The organism is Pseudonocardia sp. GCM10023141 (assembly GCF_042653605.1).
In genome coordinates, this window is the sequence record NZ_JBHSIR010000067.1 from 113,789 (window position 1) to 136,608 (window position 22,820).

21 protein-coding genes, 1 tRNA gene and 1 other RNA gene are annotated in these 22,820 nt (G+C 69.2%); 6 read left to right on the forward strand and 17 right to left on the reverse strand.

The features are described 5' to 3' along the window. Positions 1-339: 339 nt before the first annotated feature. Positions 340-1,434, reverse strand: a complete 1,095-nt coding sequence (locus tag ACFPFQ_RS38320; RefSeq protein ID WP_379627897.1) for a helix-turn-helix transcriptional regulator — start codon at positions 1,432-1,434, stop codon at positions 340-342. Between the two features lie 26 nt (positions 1,435-1,460). Further along, positions 1,461-1,769, reverse strand: a complete 309-nt coding sequence (locus ACFPFQ_RS38325; protein WP_379627899.1) for a hypothetical protein — start codon at positions 1,767-1,769, stop codon at positions 1,461-1,463. Positions 1,770-1,957: 188 nt separating this feature from the next. On the opposite strand from ACFPFQ_RS38325, the gene ACFPFQ_RS38330 reads away from it, so the two are divergent. Genes ACFPFQ_RS38330 through ACFPFQ_RS38340 form a run of 3 tightly spaced genes read left to right on the forward strand, consistent with a single transcriptional unit; the run spans position 1,958 to position 3,871 of the window. Beyond that, entirely contained in the window at positions 1,958-2,239 is a 282-nt protein-coding gene (locus ACFPFQ_RS38330) for a multiubiquitin domain-containing protein (RefSeq protein ID WP_379627901.1), read from the forward strand. Continuing rightward, positions 2,214-3,467 (forward strand): ThiF family adenylyltransferase, encoded by a 1,254-nt coding sequence (locus ACFPFQ_RS38335; protein ID WP_379627903.1) that lies wholly within the window; start codon positions 2,214-2,216, stop codon positions 3,465-3,467. Before ACFPFQ_RS38330 ends, ACFPFQ_RS38335 begins: the two co-directional genes overlap by 26 nt. Beyond that, complete coding sequence (locus ACFPFQ_RS38340) at positions 3,464-3,871, forward strand: DUF6527 family protein (RefSeq protein ID WP_379627905.1); 408 nt, start codon at positions 3,464-3,466, stop codon at positions 3,869-3,871. The genes ACFPFQ_RS38335 and ACFPFQ_RS38340 overlap by 4 nt, the downstream gene beginning before the upstream one ends. A 482-nt stretch (positions 3,872-4,353) precedes the next feature. Here the strand turns inward: ACFPFQ_RS38340 and ACFPFQ_RS38345 are convergent, their stop codons facing one another. The 3 genes from ACFPFQ_RS38345 to ACFPFQ_RS38355 form a co-directional block, all read right to left on the reverse strand. Further along, positions 4,354-6,753, reverse strand: a complete 2,400-nt coding sequence (locus ACFPFQ_RS38345; protein WP_379627907.1) for a S8 family peptidase — start codon at positions 6,751-6,753, stop codon at positions 4,354-4,356. 124 nt (positions 6,754-6,877) lie between these two features. Next, positions 6,878-7,846, reverse strand: coding sequence for an AAA family ATPase (locus ACFPFQ_RS38350; protein WP_379627909.1), 969 nt, complete (start codon positions 7,844-7,846; stop codon positions 6,878-6,880). Between the two features lie 797 nt (positions 7,847-8,643). Further along, a tRNA-Ala gene (locus ACFPFQ_RS38355) sits at positions 8,644-8,716 on the reverse strand. Positions 8,717-8,799: 83 nt separating this feature from the next. On the opposite strand from ACFPFQ_RS38355, the gene ACFPFQ_RS38360 reads away from it, so the two are divergent. Beyond that, complete coding sequence (locus ACFPFQ_RS38360; RefSeq protein ID WP_379627911.1) at positions 8,800-10,812, forward strand: S9 family peptidase; 2,013 nt, start codon at positions 8,800-8,802, stop codon at positions 10,810-10,812. A gap of 86 nt (positions 10,813-10,898) precedes the next feature. Here ACFPFQ_RS38360 and ACFPFQ_RS38365 read toward each other — a convergent pair whose 3' ends face one another. Both ACFPFQ_RS38365 and ACFPFQ_RS38370 read right to left on the reverse strand, forming a co-directional pair. Next, complete coding sequence (locus ACFPFQ_RS38365) at positions 10,899-11,654, reverse strand: DsbA family protein (RefSeq protein WP_379627913.1); 756 nt, start codon at positions 11,652-11,654, stop codon at positions 10,899-10,901. Between the two features lies 1 nt (position 11,655). Next, a complete protein-coding gene (locus ACFPFQ_RS38370; protein WP_379627915.1) occupies positions 11,656-12,132 on the reverse strand; it encodes a MauE/DoxX family redox-associated membrane protein in 477 nt (158 codons plus the stop codon). 103 nt (positions 12,133-12,235) lie between these two features. Between ACFPFQ_RS38370 and ACFPFQ_RS38375 the strand changes: the two genes are divergently transcribed. Further along, the gene (locus tag ACFPFQ_RS38375) at positions 12,236-12,967 is read left to right on the forward strand and encodes a VIT1/CCC1 transporter family protein (RefSeq protein ID WP_379627916.1); all 732 of its coding nucleotides are present in this window, start codon (positions 12,236-12,238) and stop codon (positions 12,965-12,967) included. 18 nt (positions 12,968-12,985) lie between these two features. On the opposite strand, the gene ACFPFQ_RS38380 is transcribed toward ACFPFQ_RS38375, so the two are convergent. The 4 genes from ACFPFQ_RS38380 to ACFPFQ_RS38395 all read right to left on the reverse strand — a co-directional run bounded on the left by ACFPFQ_RS38380 (position 12,986) and on the right by ACFPFQ_RS38395 (position 17,113). Next, on the reverse strand, positions 12,986-14,242 hold the full coding sequence (locus ACFPFQ_RS38380) for an MFS transporter (protein ID WP_379627918.1): 1,257 nt from the start codon (positions 14,240-14,242) through the stop codon (positions 12,986-12,988). Between the two features lie 134 nt (positions 14,243-14,376). Further along, positions 14,377-14,565 (reverse strand): ferredoxin, encoded by a 189-nt coding sequence (locus tag ACFPFQ_RS38385; protein ID WP_379627920.1) that lies wholly within the window; start codon positions 14,563-14,565, stop codon positions 14,377-14,379. Between the two features lie 2 nt (positions 14,566-14,567). Then, complete coding sequence (locus tag ACFPFQ_RS38390; RefSeq protein ID WP_379627922.1) at positions 14,568-15,815, reverse strand: cytochrome P450; 1,248 nt, start codon at positions 15,813-15,815, stop codon at positions 14,568-14,570. Positions 15,816-15,928: 113 nt separating this feature from the next. Beyond that, positions 15,929-17,113: a cytochrome P450 gene (locus tag ACFPFQ_RS38395; protein ID WP_379627924.1), complete on the reverse strand. Its 1,185-nt coding sequence runs from the start codon at positions 17,111-17,113 to the stop codon at positions 15,929-15,931. A 67-nt stretch (positions 17,114-17,180) separates the two neighbouring features. Here ACFPFQ_RS38395 and ACFPFQ_RS38400 point away from each other — a divergent pair, with 67 nt between their 5' ends. Beyond that, on the forward strand, positions 17,181-17,789 hold the full coding sequence (locus ACFPFQ_RS38400) for a TetR/AcrR family transcriptional regulator (RefSeq protein ID WP_379627926.1): 609 nt from the start codon (positions 17,181-17,183) through the stop codon (positions 17,787-17,789). Between the two features lie 268 nt (positions 17,790-18,057). On the opposite strand, the gene ssrA is transcribed toward ACFPFQ_RS38400, so the two are convergent. From ssrA to prfB, 6 genes are all read right to left on the reverse strand, one after another. Continuing rightward, positions 18,058-18,437: a transfer-messenger RNA gene (gene ssrA, locus ACFPFQ_RS38405) on the reverse strand. A gap of 75 nt (positions 18,438-18,512) precedes the next feature. Continuing rightward, positions 18,513-19,427, reverse strand: a complete 915-nt coding sequence (locus ACFPFQ_RS38410; RefSeq protein ID WP_379627928.1) for an amidohydrolase family protein — start codon at positions 19,425-19,427, stop codon at positions 18,513-18,515. After that, the gene (smpB, locus tag ACFPFQ_RS38415; protein WP_379627930.1) at positions 19,424-19,912 is read right to left on the reverse strand and encodes an SsrA-binding protein SmpB; all 489 of its coding nucleotides are present in this window, start codon (positions 19,910-19,912) and stop codon (positions 19,424-19,426) included. Before smpB ends, ACFPFQ_RS38410 begins: the two co-directional genes overlap by 4 nt. Before the next feature lie 56 nt (positions 19,913-19,968). After that, positions 19,969-20,871 carry a permease-like cell division protein FtsX gene (gene ftsX, locus ACFPFQ_RS38420; protein ID WP_379627932.1) on the reverse strand — a complete coding sequence of 301 codons (903 nt, stop codon included), beginning with the start codon at positions 20,869-20,871 and terminating at the stop codon, positions 19,969-19,971. A 6-nt stretch (positions 20,872-20,877) separates the two neighbouring features. Continuing rightward, positions 20,878-21,567 (reverse strand): cell division ATP-binding protein FtsE, encoded by a 690-nt coding sequence (gene ftsE / locus ACFPFQ_RS38425; RefSeq protein ID WP_379627934.1) that lies wholly within the window; start codon positions 21,565-21,567, stop codon positions 20,878-20,880. Between the two features lie 116 nt (positions 21,568-21,683). Further along, positions 21,684-22,790, reverse strand: a complete 1,107-nt coding sequence (gene prfB / locus ACFPFQ_RS38430; RefSeq protein WP_379627936.1) for a peptide chain release factor 2 — start codon at positions 22,788-22,790, stop codon at positions 21,684-21,686. Positions 22,791-22,820 lie beyond the last annotated feature (30 nt).

Below are 22,820 nucleotides of genomic sequence, written 5' to 3' on the forward strand. Positions count from 1 at the left end.
CAAATGCACGGAGATCCGGCAACCTGCGGCGGCCAGTCGGTCAGCCGCGCCAAACCGGCAGCGGCCGGTCGGTCAGCTCTGTCACCGCGGCCACCCCGGAGACCATGTTCAGTGACTCGTCCGACGCGTCGATCCGCACCGGAGCACGTCTTGCGCGTACTCGCCCACAGGTGGGCTACCGCCACATGCTCACCAGGGCCGCCCGACCTCGTCGTCACCGTCCACCGTGGCGATCTGGACGGGAACCGTCACCAAGATGTCGTCGACAACTGCGTCACAGGTGAAGGAGCAAGCGACACCACCGGCCGGGCGCTGTAGGTCAAGGCGCGCACAGGGGTTTCAGGTCCACCCCTTGAGGATGTCCGTGACGGTTGGCGCCTCGCGTGCCAACGTGGTTCGCCAGTCGAGCCGCCTGGCGTGCTGAAGTTGTCCGACGAGAACGATTGGGGCGATGCCTTCACGTGTTGCGACGCTGGCGATCCACGGCGCTCCGATTCGCGGGGGAATGGGATTTAGGCCGTTGGGCAGGATCCAGTCTTTCGCGTGAAAGTTGGCTGCTGCCTCATTGGCCGATTCGACATCGTGGTCGGTTCCTGCCGGACTGGTCGAGTCGTCGTCGAGCGATTCGATAATGAGGGTGTCAGCATCGACGTGGCCAAGGAGGACGTGGGCCATCTCGTGCAGAAGTGCGAAAAGCACCTTGTCGAGACGCCTACCCCGTCCGGACAGCCCAATGACGGGTACGCCGTCCACGAACATGGCACAGCCGTCGATCTTGGCGCCGGGGAGAGCCTCGACGTAGACCAGTCGAACACCAGCATCCGCGAGAAGGCGAGGAGGTTCGGCGAACGCCTGCGGTGTTGTCAACATCCGGGGCAGCTTGGCTGCCAGAGTTGTCAGCGCGGTAGGCGAGTAGGGCGTCATGGGCATGGCGATCCGCGCCTCTCGCCTGACGCATGCGAGCCAAGCGACCTGCAGGGGAGCGACCGGTTCACCGTGGTTGGACCGCTTCGCGGCAGCCAGGAAGGCGGCCTCCTCGTCAAAGGAGGTGATCTCGAACAGTTCAAGAACCTCGGCCTCAAGTTCGTCGAGCGTGTTGCCCTTGAGGATGCCGCGCTTCTTCAGCAGCGAGATGGGCCCTTTGCTGTTGAGTCGGGCACGCCGTCGTACATCATTGAGGAGGGATTGGGTTGCTTCGCTCTTGGCCTGCTCGGCAAGTAAGTACTGGTCCTGAAGTTGGAGCCAGTATTCCGTCGTGGTCTCGAGCGCGGCAGCGATCTGGGCGGCGGACTCGCGTGTGATCTCCTTCTTGCCGGTGACGATCTCGGAGACGAACTGGGTCGGCCGGCCGAGCACAGAAGCGAAGTCGCCTTGGGTCCAGCCGCGTGCTTCGAGTTCGCGACCGAGAAGCTCGCCGACCGGGATGTGGGCCACCGGCAGTGGGTCGTGAGGCGAGGGGTTCATCGGGACGCTTTCGGTTTGGTGGTCGGGAGTTCTAACGTCACGGCGACATGGCCGTCGGAGCTCTTGAACCTGAGGACGATCACTCGACCGGCCCCGAGGCGAGCACGTGCAACCTCGGGGCTGCCATCGTCGGGACGCAGCCGTAGGACCCGCATGTTCCGCAGATCGGCGTCGCCCTGCGCAGCGCGTGCGCATTGGACGAGAAGCCGGTAGTCCGCGATCTCCACGTCATCCCACCCCTCCGGCCGGTAGTCGGCGTCAGTGGCGAGGCGCCGCAGCGCCTCATCCAGGTACTCCCTGTCCACGTCAGCTTCTCTCCATCACCCATTGACCGATGACGCGCGTGACGTTAGCGGGTGTCGACCTAAAGCGATGCGCGCAGCGTGCCCGAGTCTTGGAATACTGCCATCACCCAAGGGGTGAAGACGGGTGTAGCATGATCGTGCCAAGGAGGTTGATCGACGACCACCTCTCCCCGTGCAAGGAGCTGCAGATGACCCAGGCAAGCGGACCCGTGACCGAGCGCGACAAGAAGGACAAGAACTACGAGGTAGTGATCAACGGGACCCCCCACGAGCTCGACGAGGACACCGTCACCTACGAGCAGCTCGGCAACCTGGCCTACCCCGGCCACGATCCCCAGGCGATGTTCTCCGTCGCCTACCGCGGTGCAATCGGCCCCCACGGTGGCAGCGGCACCCTCGTGGCCGGCGAGTCGGTCCGCGTCAAGAAGGAGGGGACGAGCTTCGATGTCCGGCTCACGACTCGTTCGTAACAGCCCTGATCTCACCCGCCTGCTGGATGAGGGCTACTCGATCCGCGTCGTCAACGGCTACCTGGTCGTCGACGACATCCCGTTCGTCAACGACGCCGCGGAGGTCCGGCGGGGCGCGTTCCTCTGCCCGCTGGACCTCCACGGCGACCGCACCGCCAAGCCGAGCACGCATGTCATGTGCTTCGTTGGAGGCGAACCGCGCGACAAGAACGGTCAGCCGATCGACGGTCTGATCAATACAGGAGTCGAGCGATGGGCCGCCTCGCCCGATCTGGTCGCTGTCTGTGGCTTCTCCCAGAAGCCGCAGGCCGATGGCTACAGCGACTACTACGAGAAGGTCAGCTACTACGCCGCCATGGTGGTCAATCAGGCCCGGGCGCTGGACCTCCGCGTCTCGGCGCTGACGGCCAAGGCGGTCGCGACCGACGAAGACGACGGCGTCTTCGTCTACGTCGACACCTTCTCCAGCCGGGCCGGCATCACCACCCTCAACGAGAACCTCGCGATGAGGAAGGCCGTGATCGTCGGCCTTGGAGGCACCGGCGGCTATCTGCTCGATCTCCTCGCGAAGACCCCGATCCACGAGATCCACTTGTACGACGACGACATCTTCGGCACCCACAACGCGTTCCGCGCCCCCGGAGCTGCAAGCCTCGAAGACCTCCGCGCCGGGCTGATGAAGGTCGGCTACTACGAGCGGACGTACGCCCGCATGCACCGGGGCATCCGCCCGCACGCCGTGCACGTGACATCCGAGAACGTCGCTGAACTCCTCGACGCCGACTTCGTGTTCCTCACGATGGACTCCAACCCCGACAAGAAGACCATCGTCGAGGCGCTCACCGACGCGCGCGTGCCCTTCATTGACACCGGCATCGGGGTCAGCAACGATTCGAACGGCATCGCCGGCCAGATCCGCGTCACGACATCCACCCCGGGGCGCACCGGCCACATCAGCCGCAACGGGCTGATCTCCTACGTTGCCGGAGACGACGCCGAGTACGACACCAACCTGCAGGTCGCCGAGCTCAACATGATGGCCGCGGTCCAGGCGATCATGCGATTCAAGAAGCTGCGTGGCTTCTATGCCGACGCGGAGGACGAGCGGCACTCCGTCTACGTCACCCACACCAACGAGATCCACAGCCGGTACGGGCAGACCGACCTGTCGACGGCCGCCGCCTCGGCGGACCCGACAGACGATCACGAGCCGGAGGTCGCTGCGTGAGGGAGACGAGCTTGCGGCCCACCTTTAGCCAGTACATCCCGGCTGATCTGGACGAGGGGATCATCTACATCTCGCTGGGCTATGCGACCGCTGTGCACCTGTGCGCCTGCGGCTGCAGTTCCAAGGTCGTCACGCCGCTCGGCCCGGCCGACTGGCAACTCGTCTTCGACGGCACCGTCAGCCTGAGACCGTCGATCGGCAACGGACAGCTCCCCTGCCGCTCCCACTACTACATCCGCCAGGACCGAATACTCTGGGCACGGGACATGTCCGCCAACGCGACCACCGCCGCCAGCGAGCGTGACCGGGCAGCCCTCCGAAACCTGCACGCACAAACCGCGGTTCGGCCAGCGTGGTGGCGTCGATGCTCAGCGTGGGGGCGGAAGATCCTGAGCCGCAGCTGACGCTGAACGCCACAACGACAGGGAGCGGATCCACGCGGCACTCCACGACCGCGATCACGTCGCGGCACGCGAGGGTGTTTACTGATCGGCATAGTTCGAATAGCACCTAACTCCGCCGTAGGCGCTCTGCTCGAACCCTGACCCGACAGAGACAGCCGGAGTCCCCGGGCTACTGAAGCGAGACCTTCCGCAGACCACCAACCGGCCGGTTCCCCATCTGCCCAGTCCCTGCCGGGGGCACCGATCTCGGCTGTTTGCACAGGTCATGCGCACCGCGTTGCACTCGAAACGCCGCGCGGGTTGGTGCTTCGGCTGGTCGTCATCGACCTCCATCAGGCCCGTCTCCGGTCAGCTGGAACTCCTTTCAAGCGGCCACCGCTGGTCCTTCCTGCAACTGAGCATCCCGTGCCTGCGCTACTTCGCCGACCTCGTGGCCCACCTCAACGGCACCAAGCCGGACGCTCCCGAGGCTCTTCTCCATATCACTCGATAGGGATTGACGTGGGGACTTTGAGCAGGGTGGCGATCGGCGTGTAGAGGTCAACGTCCGTCTCCGGGGTCTTCAGTGACACGACGAGCGCGTACCGCACTGGCTGGTCGACGCGGGACGACGTCCCGTTGTTCTTCCACCAGCCCCCGACTGGGTAGACGGCGAGCCTGCCGGAGCGGGCCAGCTCGACGCCCGAGGACTCCCAGATGTCCTGGTGCAGCGAGCCGAGGTTGCGCTGGTTCGGACCGACGAGCCATGACACCTGGGTGCTGGTCGGTCGTGCGCCCGCCTCCTCGTCACGTCGTTCCTGGTTGATCCGCCGGACAAACTCGCCCTCGGTCTCCAACGGGTGCTGCGCGTCAAAGCGCAGCTGATGTGACGGGTAGGCGTAGCGCTGGCGCCAGCCCCGCCGCGATGCGGTCGGCTCGATGAAGTACGAGAGCGTGACACGCAGTGTGACCGGTGTGGCACCCAGCTCCTGCAGGGCTTCGCGTGGCCAAGGCAGATCGTGAAGGCGGAAGGCCGGGCACCGGAACTGGTCGCCGACGAAGGGGACGAACTCGTCCTGGACGACGAGGGTCACGGCCTGGCCCGTCGAGTAGAGCACGCGATCCTCGGTCGGGGCGCCCCACCCGTAGCGCCTCAGCATCGCCTGCCGCCGCTTCCGGCCATCTGCTGACATGAGCTGGCGGCGCATGGCCGGGGTCCACTCGGCGGCGTGCACGAGCAGAGCGCGGACCGTCTCAGGCCAGTACTCCGGGTAGGTGGCCATCGTGAGTGCAGCGAGCCGGGCTGCCTGCGCGGTCGCCGCGCTGGTGGCGTTCGCCGACGCCACCGCAAGATCGTTTTTGTGGCCCGTCGTCCTCAGCGTGAGTGCGGGATGGCGGTCCTCGAACATCGATCCGCCGTCGTGGAGGACGTTGCCGCCCTCCATCACGATGTCCGGCTTGATTGGCCACGGACGCTCGCCGAACAGGAGCGACGTACGGCTGTGCGGGGACAGCTCCCCGGCAGGCGCAACCACCTCCCACCCGGTGTAGGTCGGATCGGTCGGCACCATGTCCAGCTCGGTCAGCGCCCCGACCGTCAGGGCATTCCAGGCCTGAGCGGGGTCCTGCACGGGGGACGTGTCGGACTCGGCCAGGTGATCACGCACCCACCGGTCGACGTTGCCCGCGGACACAACGACGAGCCGTCGGGCGTCCGGGTCGGGCGGACCGAGCAGACTGAGGTCCTCACCGTCCCGCGTGACGCTGGTCCCGACGGCCAGCGCATCAACTGTGGCCGACCACAGCGTCGGTTGTCCTGGTCGGGCCGGTGTGTCGCCGGTGGCGGTGACCGGCATGCAAAAGACCCGTCGCCTGACGGCGACGGTCTCGGGCAACGACACAGCCTGCGCCGTCACGTCGCCGTAAGCCAGGGGGTGTGGCCGGGGCTCGTCCGGCGCCGGGAGGATACGGACGGACTCGAGACGGTGGCGGAGCGAGACCTGCTCAGTCCCAGTCAGGTGGTGGTCGAGGTGGCCCAGCAGCGCGAGACCGGCCATGGCGGTGCCGTGGCCGGTGCGGTCGAACCCGCTCGTGCCGATCACCGTGTGGAGGTCCTGCGGGCTGAGCGATTCCGTCAGCAGCACGTGCGTGCGGGCGACGCCGGTGTCGAGGTGGCAGACGGCCGGCGCGAGGTCGTCAGCCGGCTCCACCCGTGCGACGAGGTCATCGACGTACTCCGCCCGCTCCTCCAGCGACAGATCCTCGATCGTGTCGACGAACTCGGGTCGGCGGATCTCCGCAACCGGGACAGCGGTGAAGGGAAGGGCAGTGAGGTCGGCCCACGTCGCCTCGACCCACAGCACGTGCCGGTCGGCGAATCGCACGATCCTCGGGGACACCGTCAGTGCCAGCGGTTGCGCGTACCGGCGCAACAGGTCGGGTCCGTCCGTCGTGGGGCGCAACCACACCTCCCACCACACCCGGCCGCTCCGCGGTGGGTCCCCGTCGGACTGCCAGAGATCGTCGAGGACGGTCGATCGGATGTGAGCGATGTTGGCGATCAACCCGTTGTTCTTCGGCTTCCCGGTCTTCGTCTCGCGCTGGAGGTAGTCCTCGAACAGCTGAACGAACGCATCGCGATATTCGTCGCTGACCCACACCGTTGCCCGTTCCGATCGCCCGGACGCCGGATCCGGCGGGAACACGGAGAGCAGTAGCCACCGAGCCCGCTTCGGTGCCTTTCGGTGGGTGGTGAAGCGTTCGAGAGCGTCGACCCTGAGCGGGAACGCGGCGTCGCCGCCTTCGAGCGTGACGATCGTGCCCAGCGCTCGCAGCTCGTCCGCGGTCAGCAACTCTTCGCGGGCCCCGCCGCCGGACGCGAGTGAGGCTTGAAGTTCGTCCAACCTGCCCACGCCGTGCCGGGCTCGGTCCTCGACCTGGCGAACCTTTGCGTTGCCTCGACCGGGGCGGCGGAAGTCCTCGTCGGTCGACCGGTCCACCACGAGGAGATGACTGAGGTGGACGAACTCAGGAGCCACGGTTACCCGAGTGTCGCGACTGCAGGGCGGCACGGAGATCGTCGACCCCGACCCGCCCGTCCCCAGCGAGGATGGCACTCTTGGCCGCCGACTCAGCAGCTCTCACGAGGTCAGCATGGGACAAGCCGCCGATCACGTCGGCGAGGCCCGCCCACTGGATCCGGGACGCGAGAGCGCCCAGACGGCGACGCATCACGGCCGTGGCCTGAGCTGTATCGGGAAGCTCATAGTGCAGCACCATGTCGAAGCGCCGGAACAGCGCGTGGTCGAGGATCGCGCGGTGGTTGGTCGCGGTGATGACCAGGCTGGCACTGCTGCTGCTCTCCAGGAATAGCAGGAAGGAGTTGAGGATCCGCCGTGCCTCACCCACGTCGTTCCCGGCCCGGTCGCCTCCGAGCGCGTCGAACTCGTCGAAGAAGTAGACGCCGCGCTGCCCTTCCGCCGCGTCGAAGACGGTGCGGAGCTTGCTCGCCGTTTCACCCATGAACTTGCTCAACAATCCGTCCAGGCGGACCGTGAGGAGGGGGAGCGACAGCTCGTGGGCCAGCACTGCGGCAGTCATGGTCTTGCCCGTACCGGGCGGGCCTTCGAGGAGCAGCCGGTGGGCCGGCTCGAAGCCACGATCGAGGAGGTTCTTGCGCTGACGCTGCTCGGCCAGCACCCGGCGCAACTGCCCGTCTAGCCGCTCGGGCAGCACGAGGTCCTTCAGCTCGACGGTCGGGTAGGTCGCGACGACTAGCTCTGCGAGGTCTCCTCGCGGCTGTGCGATCGAGGTAACTTTCCCGGGACGGTCGGTACGAGAACGATCGACCGCCGCCTTGAGGTCCCCCGCGAGCCGGTGATGCCCCTGACGTGCGGCCTGCGCGGCCACCTGCAGAGCAACGGAGTAGAAGGCGTCGTCGTCTCCGCTGGCGTGGCTGCGAACCAAGGCCTTGATGTGCTCACCCGAGCCAGCCAACGTTCACCTCCTCGCTTCCGGATTTCCCTCGCGAGTCTAGGGCCAAGACCGCTACCGGGGCGGCGGCCCCGCGTTGCCTGATCACTCTGACACCGCCAACGTCGGGAACGACATCCTCCTGTACGGACGGCCCGAGTACGGCGACGGGAGGTCGTTACCAACACGGCGATGGCGACGCGACCGCGCCTCCGGGCAGACCAGCGCAGTCCGTTTGGGTAGCGATGCCCAAACTCCGCCGTAGGCGTTCTGCTCGAACCCTGACCCGTCAGAGACAGCCGGAGTCCCCGTACTACGTGAAGCGAGACCACCCCGCTGACTACCAACCGGCCGGTCCCATCTGTGCAGTGTCCTGCCGGGCACAGACCCTGCAAGACCCGCCCACCCCCGGCGCCGCCAGGACGGCCGTCCCGGCCCCGTCAGTCCGCCTGCCGCCGGAGAACAAGCCCATCGGCACAACCGCACCCAGTCACATCATGTCCCGACCCTGCGGCCAACGCTGAGAACGCCATCCATATCGCTGATCCCCTGACCGCCCACAGCACCCCAAAGCGAGCCCGTTATGATCATTTTGAGCAACCGCACCCAACCGTCTTCGACCGGCGCGAACGGCGCCCAGCCGACGCAGATGTCTGGAGCAGACGTTGACCCCATTTCGCAGCTGCAGCCACCGTGCTCCAGATTTGCTCCAGGTTGTCAACCGAAGTTGACTGACCATGATCCACTGAAGATCAACGATAACAACAGAAGACCCCGCCTGACCTGGGCTTACTCAGGTAGCGGGGCTTCGGACGCAAGAGTGGAGCTGAGGGGATTCGAACCCCTGACCCTTTGACTGCCAGTCAAGTGCGCTACCAGCTGCGCCACAGCCCCTTGCGTGGAAGAACCTACACGACCCCTCGACGAACGTTGAAACGGGGTCGCCACCCCCGCTGACCTCACCTACGGTCGGTATCGTGCAGCCTGCCGACATCGCGCGTGTGGTCACCGTCTCCGATCCCCGGGTCTCGCCGGACGGGAGCACGGTCGCCTTCGTGGTCCGCCGGGTCGACATGGAGGGCAACCGGTACCGCAGCGCGGTCTGGCTCGCTGCCGCCGACGGCTCGACTCCGCCCTATCCGCTCACGGCGGGCGAGCACGGCGACGGGCAGCCGGTGTGGTCGCCCGACGGGCGGCGGTTGGCGTTCACGAGCCGGCGTTCGCCCACCTCGGAGCACAGCACGCTGCACATCGTCCCGATCGGCGCCCCGGGCGAGACGATCACGCTGTGCGAGCGCGTCGAGCCGATCGAGGGGCCGGCGTGGTCGCCCGACGGTTCGCGCATCGCGTTCGCGTCGCGGGAGCGCACCGGCCGCTACGACGACGGCGACGACGAGCGCGCCCGGCCACCCCGGCGCATCGACCGCCTCTTCTCCCGCGTCGACGGTGAGGGCTGGACGATCGACCGTCCACGCAGCGTGTTCGTGGTCGACGTGGACGGCTCCGGCCCGGCCCGCATCGTGGCCGGCGGGCCCTACGAGCACTACGCGCTCGCGTGGTCGCCCGACAGCCGCACGCTGGCCGTCACCACCTCGCGCGGCAAGGACTGGGATCTGGAGATGATCCACGACGTCCACCTGGTGGACGTCGACGAGCCCACCGCCGAGCTGCGCCCGCTCACCCAGCGCGACCTGTCGCACGGCTGGCCCTCGTTCAGCCCCGACGGCTCCCGTATCGCCACGGTGGCCGAGAACGTCCTGATCGTGCCGTCGCACAGCCAGATCGCCGTGCTCGACGCCGTCACGGGCGAGCAGCGCGAGCTCACGCGCGATCTCGACCTGCAGTGCGCACCGTACCCGGGCGCCCGCGCGCCCATCTGGCACGAGGACCACCTGCTGTTCGGCCTCGAGGACCGCGGCAACGTCCACGTGTACCGCGTGGCCGTCGACGGGTCCGCCGCTCCCGAACTGCTCATCGGTGGCACCCGCGCCGTCACCGGCTTCGACCTCGCTGGCGGCACGCTGGCGTTCGTCGCGAGCACACCCACCGAGCTGGCCGAGCTGTTCGTGCTGGTCGACGGGCAGGAGCGGCAGCTCACCTCGATCGGCGCACCGTTCCACAGGGCCGTGCCGGTGTTCGAGCCCGAGCACTTCACCGTGCCCTCCCCCGCGGGCGACGGCGAGATCGACGCCTGGCTCGTCCGACCGGCCGGCGCCGCCGACGGTGAGCGGGTGCCGCTGCTGCTGTCGATCCACGGCGGGCCGATGAGCCAGTACACCGCCACCTGGTTCGACGAGGTGCAGCTGTGGGCCGGTGCCGGCTACGCCGTCGTCTGGTCCAACCCCCACGGGTCCACGGGGCGGAGCGAGGCGTGGGCGCGGGCGATCCGCCCACCCGAGGCCGCTGAGGTCCCCGGCACCGGGTGGGGCGGCATCGATGCCGACGACGTCCTCGCCGTGCTCGACGCCGCGCTGGCGCGCGAGAGCACGCTGGACCCGGACCGCGTGGGCGTACTCGGTGGCTCCTACGGCGGCTACCTGACGAGCTGGCTCATCTCGCACGGCGATCGCTTCGCGGCCGCGTGCAGCGAGCGCGCCTGCAACAACCTGGAGTCCGAGGAGTGGAGCTCCGACGCGGCCGGCTTCTTCCGCTACGAGTTCGGGATCACGCACCTGGAGGCGCCCGAGGTCTACCGCAGGCTCTCGCCGATGAGCTACGTCCAGGACATCTCGACGCCGGTGCTGATCCTCCACTCGGAGAACGACCTGCGCTGCCATGTCGAGCAGGCCGACCAGATGTTCGTGGCGCTGCGCATGCTCGGCAAGCCGGTGGAGTACTGGCGCTTCCCCGAGGAGTCGCACGGGCTCTCGCGCGGCGGTTCACCACGCCACCGCGTCCAGCGCGCCGAGATCATCCTGGACTGGTTCGGGCGACACCTCGGCGGGCGCCGGCCCGAGATCACCTGGGACCACCCCAGCCGCAACGCGTGACAAGCGAACGGCGCCGCCGCCCGGGTGGGCAACGGCGCCGCAGCAGCGTCAGTGCATCAGGGGTCGGGGCATCAGGGGTCGGGGCATCATTTGCCGGCGATGGCGTTCTTCAGCCAGTCCGCGTCACCGATGTTGATCTTCGCGCCCTTGACCGCGACGGTCGGGGTGCCGAACTGCCCGTTGGTCTGCAGCGCGGGAGTACCGGCCGACGTGTTGGTCTCGGCCGTGATCGCGGCGTCGTGCGTGGTGCCACGGACGCAGCCGGCGAAGTCACCGGTGGCCCCGAGCTCGGTGCCGAAGGCGATCAACTGGTCGTCGGTGAGCCCGGCGCTGCCCTCGGCGGGCTGCGATTCGAACAGCTTCTTGTGGTACTTCGGGTAGATGCCGGCCGGCACCGCGCAGAGCGCCGCGTCGGCAGCGCGCGTCGAGTACCCGTTGGGAGTGGTGCTCTTGTCGAGGATCGCGATCGTGTGGAACCGCACGGTGATCTGTTTGGCGTTGAGCGCCGTGGTGACCTCGTTGCCGTAGGTCTGCTCGAACCGGTCGCACAGCGGGCAGAGGTAGTCCTCGTAGACGTCGACCACGGTGGGCCCGGAGCCTGCCGTGACCACGGCGCCCGCGGCGGTGGCCGTGTATGTCGGGTCGACCGAGGTCGTCTTCGAGCGCTGGTACAGCACCACGGCGCCGACGATGACGACGACCGCGAGCACCACGGCGATCACGATCAACGGCGTGCGGTTGGTGGCGGTCACCTTCTGCGGCACCTGGATGCCGGCCGCTGCCAGCCGCCGCTGCCTGTCGTCCTGGCGGCGCTTCTTCTCGCTCCGCGACGATCCGCTCATGTCAGGTCCTTCCCGCTGGCGCGAGCCGCGATTCCAGTGCGAACAGTGTGCGGGGCCGCACGATCAACCACGCCGCCAGCAGGAGGAACCCCGTGTCCCGCAGCAGTTCCTGCACGTACGCCGTCTTCCCCGGCTCCACCGCACCACCGCCGCCGAAGCAGCCGCAGTCGATCGAGAGCCCCCGCGCCCATGCCTGGCTCACGCCCGCGATGAACGCCAGCAGCAGCAGCGCCGACAGGATCGCGACCGCCCGGGTGCCGAACCCGACGAGCAGCAGCACGCCGAGTACCAGCTCCAGCCACGGCAGCACCCCGGCGACGATGTCGATGCTGCCACGCGGCAGCACGTCGTATGCCCGAACCGCGACATATGTCTGATCCGGGTCCAACGCCTTCAGCGTGCCCGAGATCAGCCACACGGCCGCGAGGCCGAGCCGCGCCGGCGTTCCGACGATGTCGAGCGCCGCGGTCCGGTTCACACGATCAGCCTAGCGACGCCGCTGCTCGGAGGGATGTTCGGCCCGCCTCGACCGCGGCGCACCGACAGCCGAGGTGGACCGGTTCCGGCGCTACCCTCGTTGCATGATGCAACCGCCCGATCCTGCGGAGCTCCTCGCCCACGATCAGGACCACCATCACACGAACATCTCCGGCGGCTGGCTGCGCGCCGCGGTCTTCGGCGCCATGGACGGCCTGGTCACCAACATCGCGCTGATCGCCGGGGTCGGCGGCGGAGGCGGCGACCGCCACCTGCTGATCCTCACGGGCATGGCGGGCCTCGTCGCGGGCGCGTTCTCCATGGCGCTGGGCGAGTACGCCTCCGTCGGCACGCAGAACGACGCCGTCGCGAACGAGGCCGCCGTCGAGCGCGAGGAGATCCGCCGCCATCCCGACGTCGAACGCGCCGAGCTCGCCGACGCCTACGAGCGGTTGGGGCTCACCCGCGCCACGGCGGAGTCGATGGCACGGGAGATCCACGCCAACCCGGAGCTGGCCGTCAAGGTCCACATCTCTCAGGAGCTGGGTGTCGACGTCGACGAGCAGCCCTCGCCGTGGGTCGCGGCGATCTCGTCGTTCCTGTGCTTCGCGGTCGGCGGCATCATCCCGCTGGTCCCGTTCCTGCTCGGCTCGTCGACGCTGGCGGTGGGACTGCTGGTCGGCGCGGTCGGCCTGTTCGTCGTCGGCGCGCTGACCTCGCGGTTCACCACCCACAGCTGGTGGTTCAGCGGGGCGCGACAGTTGCTGTTCGGCGCGATCGCGGCGGGTGCCACGTACCTCGTCGGCATGCTGATCGGGGTGGGGATCGCCGGCTGAGCTCGCGGTGGCGGCGGCTCAGCCGGATCCGGCCGGGCACGCGGCCTCCACCGCAGCCGTCGGCACGTGCCCCGGCAACGTCTCGGGGGCGAGCACCCAGGTGACGAGCGCGACCAGCAGCACCATCCCGCAGATCGCGAACGCCGCCCCGAACCCGACGGTCTCCGCGAGCACCCCGGCGAGCACCGGGCCGAGGATGCTGCCCAGGTCACCGGCCATCTGGAAGCCGGCGAGGACGGTGCCGCCGCGGGCCTTCGACCCGATGACGTCAGCGACCACCGCGTTCATCGGCGGGTTGATCAGCCCGCTGCCCAGCCCGGCTACGAGGCTCACGACCAGGAACAGCACCGGGTCGCCGACGAACCCGAGCACCCCGGTCGCGAGCGCCGAGACGGCGAGACCGACCAGCGCCGGAGGGCGGCGACCGCGTCGGTCGGCGAGCGGACCGGCGATGATGAGCGTGGCCGCGTTGCCGGCGGCGAACACGGCGAGCGCGAAGCCCGCCCAGGCCGCCGGCTCCCCCAGCGCCTCGACGACGAGCAGCGGCACCAGCGCGATGCGGACGCCGAACACGGCCCACCCGTTCGCGAAGCTCGCCGCGAGGGCGGCCCGGTAGGCCGGGTGCCCGAGCGCGACGACGAACCGCGCGGGCGGGCCGGCGGCGCTGATCTCGGCAGCCGTCTCCGTGGTGCGGTTGCGCAGCATCAACCAGCCGAGCGCCACCACCAGCAGCAGCACGGCCCCGTAGACGAGGAACGGGGCGCGCATGCTGATGACGGACAGCACGCCGCCCACGATCGGGCCGATGATGTTGCCGAGCAGGAACCCGGTGGCCCACATCCCGGAGGCCCGTCCGCGCATGCGCACCGGCGCCAGGCGCAGCAGCAGCGACAGCGCCGAGACCGTGAACATCGTGGACCCGATACCGCCGAGCCCACGCAGCGCGAGCAGTTGCCAGTACTCGGTGGCGAAGGCGCACGCCCCGGTCGTCACGGCGACCACGCACAGCCCGACGAGGTAGCCGGGCAGCTCGCCGAACCGGGCCACGATCCGGCCGCTGAGCGGCGCGAACACCAGCCGCGACAGGGCGAACACGCTGATCACGAGCGACGCTGCGGTGATGCCGACGTCGAAGCTGCGGACGAAGGCCGGCAGCGTCGGGGCGACGAGGCCGTACCCGACGGCGATCAGGAACGAGGCGCCGACCAGCACCCAGATCTCGCGCGGCAGCCGTTCCCGGGCGTGCGCGACGTCGCGCTGCTTGCCGACGCCCACCCGGAACTCCCTCTCACTCAGCCCCGGTCACGTTACGCCACCGGCTCGCCCGGCCCCCCGTTGCAGGAAAGCCACTTTCCCGCAACGTCGTTGCGGGAAAGTGGCTTTCCTGACCTCCGGGTGGGCTGGGGCGATCAGCGCAGCGTGATCACCTGCGCCGGGCAGACGTGCACCGCCTCGCGCACCGCGGCCTCCTGCGCCGCGGACGGGTCGGGCACCAGCAGATCCACGGTGCCCTCGTCGTCCTGGTCGAAGACCTCCGGCGCCGCGAGGACGCACTGGCCGGCCCCGATGCAGCGGTCCTTGGCCGTCTCCACATGCACGCTCACATCGTCACCGGCAGTGCGCTGACGCCGTAGACGACGTTGGTGGACCGGAACGTCAGGTCGTCGATCTCCGCGGCCACCTTCAGGTTCGGGAACCGACGCAGCAGCGCCGGGTAGGCCACCTGCAGCTCCAGCCGCGCGAGCGGCTGGCCCAGGCACTGGTGGACCCCGAACCCGAACGCGACGTGGTGGCGCGCCGAGCGGTGGATGTCGAGCGTGTCGGGGTTCTCGAAGGCCGCCGGATCCCGGTTGGCGGACTCGTTGGACACCAGCACCCCCTCACCGGCCCGGATCAGGACGCCGTCGACCTCCAGGTCCTCGACCGCGACGCGGACGCGGGCCCGGTGCACGATCGTCAGGAGCCGCAACAGCTCCTCCACCGCCCGGGCCACCACGGCCGGGTCGTCGGTGGTGCGCAGCACCTCGGCCTGCTCGGGGTACTGCAGCAGCGTCAGCGTGCCCAGCGCCAGCTGGTTGGCCGTGGTCTCGTGGCCTGCGACGAGCAGCAGCAACCCCATCGCCACGGCCTCGTCGACCGTCAGCTCGCCCGTGCGCACGCGTCGCACCACGAGCTTGCCGAGCAGCGCTTCGCCCGGTTCGGGCGCAGCGAGCTCGGCCTCCACGAGTGACCGCAGGTAGTCCCGCAGCTCGGCGGCGGCCCGCATCGCCACTTCGGGATCGGTGTCGAGGTTGAGCAGCTGCGCCGACAGCCGCTGGAACAGCTCGTGATCGGAGTACGGCACGCCGAGCAGCCGGCAGATCACCATCGACGGCAGCGGCAACGTGAACGCCGTGACGAGGTCGACGGGCTGCGGGCCCGCCGCCATCGCGTCGAGCAGCTCCTCCACGATCTCGGCGACCATCGGCCGCAACGCCTCGGTGGAGCGCACCGTGAAGTCGCTGATCAGCATCTTGCGCAGGCGGGAGTGCTCCGGGTCGTCCAGCGAGATGAACGACGGCGGCCCGGCCTGTGCCCCGCGGAACCGCGCGGGGCTGATCATCGGAAAGCCCTCCCGACGGAAGTCGGAGCTGATCCGCGGGTCCGACAGAACCGCACGGACGTCGGCGTGGCGTGTGATCAACCACGGTGTGCTGCCGTCGAACAGCGTGACCCGCCCGATCGGGCGCTCCTCGCGCAGCTGGGCCAGCGGCGGTGGTGGGTCGAACGGGCAGCCCCCGCGACTCATCGGAAAACCGGGTAGTTCTGCCGCCTCGTGGGCGGGTCGCTCGGCGATCGTCCCCGTCATCGCCGACCTCCCTCTCTCGATTATCAGGGATGCTGACCACCTGACCATAACCCGCTAGCCGGTCGACAGGCTACTACTACTGAGTGACAGTCGAACCACTCTCCGCAACCAGGTCACCACGCCACCGGCAGCGCCTCCACGCCCAGCACGGCAACCGAAGGGCGCAGCTTGATCGCCTCCGGTCCCACTGCGAGGCGCAGTCCGGGGAACCGGTCCAGCAAGGCGGCGAAGGCGATCCGCAGCTCGAGCTTCGCCAGCTGGTGACCCAGACACAGGTGCATGCCGTAGCCGAAAGCCAGGTGCCGGTTCGCCCCGGGGCGGCCCAGCCGCAGCGCATCGGGGTCGGCGAACACCGCCGGATCCCGGTCGGCGGCCGGCAACGAGATCGTCACCGTCTCCCCGGCGCGGATCAGCCGACCCCCCAGTTCGACGTCGGCGAGCGCGGCCCGGAACGGTGCCCCCAGGTGCAGGATCGTGAGGTAGCGCAGCAGCTCGTCGACGGCCGGGTCGAGCAGCGCCGGATCCGCGCGCAGCGCCGCGAGCTGCACGGGGTGCTCCAGCAGCGCGAACACGCCCAGCCCGATCATGTTGGCGGTGGTCCCGTGCCCGGCCACCAGCAGGATCAGGGCGATGTTGGCCAGCTCCTCGTCCGTCAGCTCACCCGCGGCGACGAGCCCACCGAGCAGGCCGTCACCCGGATCGGCGCGCATCGCTCGCACCAGGCCGTGGACGTAGTCGTAGAGCGCCTGCATCGCGGCGCCGGACTCCTCGGGAGCCGCGTCCAGCCGGATGGCCCGAGCCGCCTGCTCCTGGAAGAAGCCGTGGTCGGCGTAGGGCACGCCGAGCAGCTCGCAGATGACGAGCGACGGGATCGGCAGGCCGTAGGCGGCGACGAGATCGACGGGTGGCCCGGCGGCCACCATCGCGTCGAGGTGCGCGTGCGCGATGGCCGTGATCCGGGGCTCGAGTTCCCTGATCCGGCGGGCGGTGAACTGACTCAGCAGCAGCCGGCGGTAGTGCGTGTGCTCGGGCGCATCCATGTTGGCGAACCACCCGGGTCGCGCCGGCGCCGTCGCATCACCCACCCGGATCGAGCGGATCGGCGGGTGGCGCAGCTCCTGGCGTACCGAGAAGCGGGGGTCGGCGAGCACTGTTCGCGCCTCCGCATGGCCGGTGACCAGCCAGCCGAGATGGCCGTCCGGATAGACGAGCCGGGTGACCGGCCGCAGCCGAGCCAGCTCCGACGGCGGATCGAACACGCTCGGGCGGCGGGCGGGGATCTCTGTCAACGTCTGCATATTTCGAGAGTAGACTCCTAAATACTAGTCGACTAGCAAAAGGTGGACGTCTGTCAGAATCTCCCCCATGAGCGAGCGATCGGTCCCGGGCCTGCGGGAGCGCAAGAAGGCCCGCACGCGCGAGCTGATCCAGCGCGAGGCGCTGCGGCTGTTCCGCGAGCAGGGCTACCCGGCCACGACCGTCGAGCAGATCGCCGAGGCCGCCGAGGTCGCTGCCAGCACGGTGTTCCGCTACTTCCCGACGAAGGAGGACCTCGTCCTGCTGGAGAGCTCCCCGGTCTTCCTCGACGCGCTGGCCGCGGCACCCGCCGAGCTGGGCCCGGTGCCCGCGGTGCGGCACGCGCTCCACACCGTCATCACCACCCGCACGCCGCAGGAGCTGAGCGAAGGGCTGGAGCGCGAACGGCTGATGGTCTCGGTGCCCGATCTCTGGGCAGCCGGCCTGGACAACGTCATGGGGGCGGTGCGGGCGATCGAGGCACTCCTCACCGAGCGGGCCGGGCGCGCGCCGGGCGACGTCGAGGTCCGCAACGTCACGGGCGCGATCGTCGGCGTGATCATGGCGGCGTGGTTCGAGTGGGTCCGCCGCCCCGAACTGGACGGCATGGCCGAGGTCGACCGGGCGCTTGCGCACCTGGAGCGCGGGCTGCCCCTGGACGGCAAGACCGTCGGATGAGGTGGGTTCGAGAACGCCCCTCCGAACCACCCAGCAGCTACCTCAGCGAAGCCACCCAGCACCACCTCGGCGGCGAGCGCAGCGAAGCCACCCAGCACCACCTCGGCGGCGAGCGCAGCGAAGCCGCAGCTGGGGGCGAGCGCAGCGATGCCCCGAAGGGGGGTCCCGGGGGGCGAAGCCCCTCCGGGCCGGGGTCTGGGGGCTCGGCCCCCAGAAGACACCCGAGAACGAGAACGGCTCATGCTCTCCATGAGCATGAGCCGTCCACGAGTGGAGGTGCCGGGAATCGAACCCGGGTCCTCTGTTGCTTCACAAGGGCTTCTCCGTGCGCAGCTCGCTGTGCCTCTACTCGGACCCACCGATCGCGCGAGCATGTCGGTGTGACGATCCCAGTCGCTGTTTGATTTCCCCACCCGCCCCGACGACCGGGCGAGCAGGTAAGTCCCCTAAATGATGCCGGGATCCGGAGCGGGAACTCCTCCGGGCCGACAGCGAGTCAGATCAGGCCGCGAGGGCGAAATCGGACTGCGCGCTCACCTTATGGGTGGCATTTATTTTTTTGCGACGCGTGTGGTTAACGAGTGCATCGTCGCCTTCCTCGGCACGCTTCCCCTTGATCTACAGCCAGAGTCGAAACCGTTCACCCCCGTCAGCGCCCCCTGCGGGCGTCGCTACAGAGTAACGCGTCTGCGGCCGGGGTTCATCCCGGATTCACCTACCCGCTCACGCGGGTCGGAGCCGCAGCAGGGCGGCCGGGGTGTCGTGCAGCACGGCGCGCAGGAATCCGGCTCCGAGCCGCTCGTCGGCCGCGGCCCAGTCGGTGATGGCCCGGATCTGCTCGACGTAGGCGTAGGGGATGTTCGGGAAATCCGTGCCCAGCACGACGCGGTCGGCGATGCCGGCCAGCCGGGCGGGCCAGTCGGGCGGCAGCGGTGCCATGGACTGGGAGAACGCGGTGCCGACCATCGTGGTGTCGAGGTACACCCGCTCGTAGCGGGCCACCAGATCCAGCGCCGCGCCGAAGTCCGGCATCCCGGCGTGGGCCAGCACGATCGGCAGCCGGGGGTGTGCGGCGAGCACCTCGGCGAAGATGTCGAGGCCTGTGTACGAGCCGGGGATCGGGCCGTGGCCGCAGTGCACGACGGCCGGGACGCCCGCCTCGGCGAGCAGTCCCCACGCCGGGCGCAGCAGCGGGTCGCGCGGGTCGAAACCACCCACCTGGACGTGCACCTTGACCGCTCGCGCACCACCCTCGACGGCCGTGCCGAGGTAGTCGGCGACGTCGGGCTCGGGGTACAGCGTGGCCGTGGGCACCGCGGCCGGGGTGCGCGCGGCGAACTCCGTGACCCACTCGGTGAGCCAGCGGCCCATGCCCGGCTTGTGCGGGTACACGAGCGGCGCGTACGCGATGACCCCGAGCTTGGCGAGGACGGCGACGCGCTCCTCCTCGGGGAGCCGGTAGTGGATCGGCCACGGCATGCCGTAATGGGTGCTGCCCTGGTCGAAGTACGCCCAGACCTTGCGCATCACCGATTCCGGCAGGAAGTGGACGTGCGCGTCGACCAGGCCCGGCAGGCCGAGATCGGCAAGGAAGCGCGGCAGGTCGTCGTCGCTCGCGGGCGACACGGGCACGGTCACCCGCGCAGCTCCCGCACCCGGCCCTTGGCGGCCCGGCCGTAGGCCTTCTGGATCTCGCGATCGGAATCGCGCTTGGCCAGATCGGCGCGCTTGTCGTAGGACTTCTTGCCCTTGGCGAGCGCGATCTCCAGCTTGACCTTGCCGTCGTTGAAGTACAGCGACAGCGGCACCAGCGTCAGCCCGCCCTCACGGATCTTACCGACGAGCTTGTCGATCTCGGCGCGGTGCAGCAGCAGCTTGCGGGTGCGCCGGGGCTCGTGGTTGGTCCAGGTGCCCTGCGAGTACTCGGCGATGTACAGGGCGCGCAGCCAGATCTCACCGTCGTCGATGGTGGCGTACGCGTCGACGAGCGACGCCCGGCCCATCCGGAGGCTCTTGACCTCGGTGCCGACGAGCGCCACGCCTGCCTCGAACGTCTCCAGCAGCGTGTACTCGTGGCGCGCCTTGCGGTTCTGCGCGATCACCGATCGGCCTTTCTCCTTCACCTGTCCAGCCTACGCGGACCGGGCCACCGGTTTCACGCTGTTGCGGCCGAACACCGTCAGAGTCGGACGTAGGCCCGCAGCGTGACGTAGCCGGTGACCGCGGCGATGCCCGCGCCGATCATCACGAGGATCGGTGAGACCCAGATGATGTCGGAGACCTCGATCGGCGGCACCACGCCGTTGGACACGATGCCCGAGAGCAGCTGGTCGAAGAACAGGAACTTGCCGGCCAGCAGCCCGCCCGCGGCGATCAGCGCGCCGATCACACCCGTGACGACGGCCTCGATGAGGAACGGCAGCTGCGTGTACCAGCGCGTGGCGCCCACCAGCCGCATCACGCCGACCTCGGTGCGCCGGGTGTAGGCCGAGACCTGGACGGTGTTGGAGATCAGCAGCAGTGCCGCGATGGCCTGCACGAGCGCCAGCGCGAACGTGATGTTGCGGACGCCGCCGAGGAAGTCGAAGAGCTTGGCAACGACGTCGCGCTGGTCGATGACGTTGCGCACGCCGACCTGGCCGTTCATGGCCTGGCGCACCGCTTGCGCGCCCGCGACCTGGTCGGACAGCTTCACCCGCAGCGTGGCCGGCAGCGACTGCGGTCGCACGACGTCGGCGAGTGACTGGCCGGCGAACAGCTCCTTGTAGCGCTCGTAGGCCTGCTGCTGGCTCTCGAACTTCACCGACTCGACGAGCGGCGAGTTCGTCAGGATCGCCTTGATGCCGGTGCAGATCGGCTGGCTGCAGTCGGCGTCGGCCGCGGAGACGTCGGCCGTCAGCGCGACCTGCACCTCGACGCGATCGCTGTAGAGCTGCTCGGTGCGGTCGATCGTGCGGACCGCGAGCAGCCCGGTGCCGACCAGTCCCAGCGAGATCGCGGTGGTGAGCACCATCGCGATCGTCATCGTGACGTTGCGGCGCAGGCCGGTGAGGACCTCGCGGACGACGAAATCGGAACGCATCCCCCGTTACCGCCCCACGCCGTAGACGCCGCGGATCTCGTCGCGCACGACCTGCCCGAGGTCGAGCTCGACGACACGGCGGCGCATGGAGTCGACGATGGAGTGGTCGTGCGTGGCCATGACGACCGTGGTGCCGGTGCGGTTGATCCGCTCGAGCAGCAACATGATGTCCTGGCTGGTGTCGGGGTCGAGGTTGCCCGTGGGCTCGTCGGCGATGAGCACCATCGGCCGGTTGACGAAGGCGCGCGCGATCGCCACGCGCTGCTGCTCACCACCGGAGAGCTCGTGCGGGAGCCGGTCGGCCTTGCCGTCGAGCCCGACGAGGTCGAGCACCTCCGGCACCACCTTCTTGATGGTTGCCGACTGCTTGCCGATGACCTCCAGCGCGAACGCGACGTTCTCGCCGACGGTCTTGTTGGGCAGCAGCCGGAAGTCCTGGAAGACGCAGCCGATGCGCTGGCGCAGGCGCGGGACGCGGCGGCGGGGGAGCTTCGCCACGTTGAGGTCGGACACGAAGATGTTGCCGCGGGTGGGGACGTCCTCGCGCAGCAGCAGCCGCAGGAACGTCGACTTGCCCGAACCCGATGGGCCGATGAGGAAGACGAACTCGCCCTTCTCGACATTCACCGAGACCCGGTCCAGCGCAGGGCGCGTAGAGGTCTTGTACAACTTGGTGACGCGTTCGAGGCGGATCACGTCCGGGGACGCTACCGGTCGGGCGCCCGAGGCTCCCCATCCGCCCCGCCCCCTCGGCGACCAGCCGCTACCGCTCGGCAGATTGCCCGGCCGACCGGGCGGGCGAACGGCTGGGGTCAGGCGTCGGCGGCGTGGTTGCGCCGCCAGCGGATGCCCGCCTCGATGAAGCCGTCGATGTCGCCGTCGAGCACCGCGCCGGGGTTGCCCACCTCGTACTCGGTGCGCAGGTCCTTGACCATCTGGTACGGGTGCAGCACGTAGGAGCGCATCTGGTTGCCCCACGACGAGCCGGTGTCCTTGAGCGAGTCCATCAGGGCCCGCTCCTCCTGACGGCGCCGTTCCAACAGCTTGGCCTGCAGCACGACCATCGCCGAGGCCTTGTTCTGGATCTGGCTGCGCTCGTTCTGGCACGACACGACGATGTTGGTGGGGATGTGCGTGAGGCGCACCGCCGAGTCGGTGGTGTTGACGCCCTGGCCGCCGGGACCCGAGGACCGGTAGACGTCGACGCGCAGATCCTTCTCGTCGATGTCCACGTGGTCGCTCGTCTCGACGACGGGCGCCACCTCGACGCCCGCGAAGGACGTCTGGCGGCGCGCCTGGTTGTCGAACGGGGAGATGCGCACCAGCCGGTGGGTGCCCTGCTCGACCGAGAGCGTGCCGTAGGCGAACGGGGTGTGCACGGCGAAGGTGGCCGACTTGATGCCGGCCTCTTCCGCGTAGGAGGTGTCGTAGACGTCGGTGGGGTACCCGTGGCGCTCGGCCCAGCGCAGGTACATCCGCAGCAGCATCTCGGCGAAGTCGGCGGCGTCGACGCCACCGGCCTCCGAGCGGATGGTGACCAGCGCCTCGCGCGCGTCGTACTCACCCGAGAGCAGCGTGCGGACCTCGAGCGAGGAGATGTCGTCGCGCAGCTTGGAGCGCTCGGCGTCGGCGTCGGCGATGGCGCCCTCGTCGGCCTCGTCCTCGGCGAGCTCGTAGAGCACCGGCAGGTCCTCGAGCCTGCGGCGGAGCTCCTCGAGCCGCCGCAGGTCGCCCTGGGCGTGCGCGAGCCGGCTCGTGACCTTCTGCGCGGCCTCGGTGTCGTTCCAGAGGTCGGGCTGACCGGCCTGGTCGGACAGGTCGGCGATCTCACCGCGCAGCGCTGGCAGGTCGGTGACCGCCTCGATGCTCTCCAGGGTGGTGGTGAGCTCTTTCAGGTCGGCCGCGGCGTCGGGGTTCACAACGGTCCAGGTTACGCGCCGCTCCGAGTC